Annotated in this window: 2 protein-coding genes; both read left to right on the top strand. The window is 31.7% G+C overall.

The genetic code is table 11. The features are described 5' to 3' along the window. The coding region (locus Q0C22_RS03360; protein ID WP_291490656.1) for a flagellar hook-length control protein FliK at nucleotides 1-1,653 on the top strand (1,653 nt) is incomplete at its 5' end. A gap of 12 nt (nucleotides 1,654-1,665) precedes the next feature. Further along, nucleotides 1,666-1,971: flagellar hook capping FlgD N-terminal domain-containing protein (locus Q0C22_RS03355; protein WP_291490655.1), on the top strand; the 306-nt coding region annotated here is incomplete at its 3' end.

Genomic DNA, 1,971 nt, shown 5'->3' with positions numbered 1-1,971 from the left:
GATATTTTAAGCTCGCTTGAAGAGTTAGTAAACTATCAAAAAGAAGCAAAAGGGGACAATTCAGAAAAAAACACGCATTTATCAAAAGATGACATAATTGCTTTACTTTCATTAATTCAAAATATCCCAAACGCTAATTTTCAAAGTAAAGAAAGTCAAAATTCCAAAACCGCAAGCACAATTGACAATGATGCCTTGCAAAAACTAAGTGAACCTGCGATTAACAGCAAATATTCAACTCAAATCGCTAAAGAAAACATTGACGATAAAAACGCACAATTAAAAGATAAATCACATATACATAAAATTGCCGCACAAATAGAAATTGAACAAAAATTAACTCAAAGCAACACAGAAAACTCAAAGCTTTTAGATGATAAATCCCAAGAACTAAAATCAAATAAACCAATTAATTTACAAAACAAAACACAACAAACCCAAGCAGACCAAAAAGAAAATACATCTTTTAAGCAAATCCTCACTACCAAAATAAATGGTATAGATGAAAATCTCACAAAAGAAAAAACGCCAACAATAAAATCACCTAATGCAAAGCCCGATGCCCAAACAAACAATAATCAAACAAAAGAAGATCCTTTGCATACGCTCAAGGTAGCTAAAGATGAACAATATAATAAAGCTTTATCGGATAAACCCCAATTGAATGGTAGCACAAAAATCAATCAAAATTCTAAGACAAAAAATATTTCTCAAGCCGAAGCTCAATCAAAACCAGATACATATAGTAGCAAACAAACATTAGAAGACACCGAAAATAAAATTTCATCACCAAAAGACCAGCCAAAAATTAATTATCAAAACAATACAAGCAACATACAAATCAAAGACATTGCAAATTCTGCATCTCAAAACAAACCCCAAAGCGAAAACTCTCAAAGCCAGCAAAACCAACCACAAGAACCGCAAAACAAATTTACAATAGATAATAAAACGCTAAAAACTCTATTTACAATGCAAAACCAGCCAAATACTACTCAAACACAAGAGCTTCAGCAAAAACCCTTAATTGAAGAAAAAACCCTAAGTCAGATTAAGCCAGATACACTAACAAACAATCAAAACCAAACTCAAAATCTATTTAATTTACAAGACATTCCAAGTCTTCAAAAAACACAAAACACTCTAAACGCAAATGTAACAAAACAAACATATCCAATTAATCACATTATTGAAAAAATAATAGAACTACAAAACTTAAAACCCCCCATTATAAAGACTATACAAATCCAGCTAAACCCACCATCGTTGGGTCAAATTGATGTAAAAGTATCCATTGACGCTTCAAAAACCCTAAGCGCAAGCATTCATGTAGATAATCAAGAGGTATTAAACCTTTTAAACAACAATCTTGATACACTTAAAACTACAATTTTACAGCAAGGTATCAATGTTTCTCAAATAAGCGTAACTTCAAGTAATTCAAGCCAGCAAAACTTAAATCAAAACCAAAACCAACAAAACCAAGCATTTTCTAATTTTAACCAAAACTTTAACCAATCTGACAATGGTCAAAATTCTTTTAATCAAGCTTTTAACCAGCAAAAACAGCAAAATTATGTTTTTGAAAATAACACAAAGCAAATAAAGCGCATATTTAGAAAAACAAATGCGCTTTTAGACATTAGCATTTAAAGGAGGAAAATTATGAGTATAGTAGCATCGCCTACAACACTAACGCCAGCATCAAGCTCATCGCAGATAAACAATCCAAAAAATACTATAACACAGGATGGTTTTTTAAAATTGCTAATAGCTCAACTTCAAAATCAAGACCCAATGAACCCACTTTCAAGCGATCAGTTTATAACAGAAAATACAATGTTTTCTCAACTACAACAGCTTATAAATATGAATCAAGCACTAAGCAAACTCTCAAACCAGAGCCAGACAAACGCCTATGCCGCATCACTTTTGGGTAAAAACATTCTAACAAACACAACTACCATAACA

Source organism: Desulfurella sp. (assembly GCF_023256235.1).
GTDB lineage: Bacteria > Campylobacterota_A > Desulfurellia > Desulfurellales > Desulfurellaceae > Desulfurella.
The sequence above is the reverse complement of the archived record's forward strand: the minus strand, read 5'-3'. Positions and strand labels throughout refer to the sequence as shown.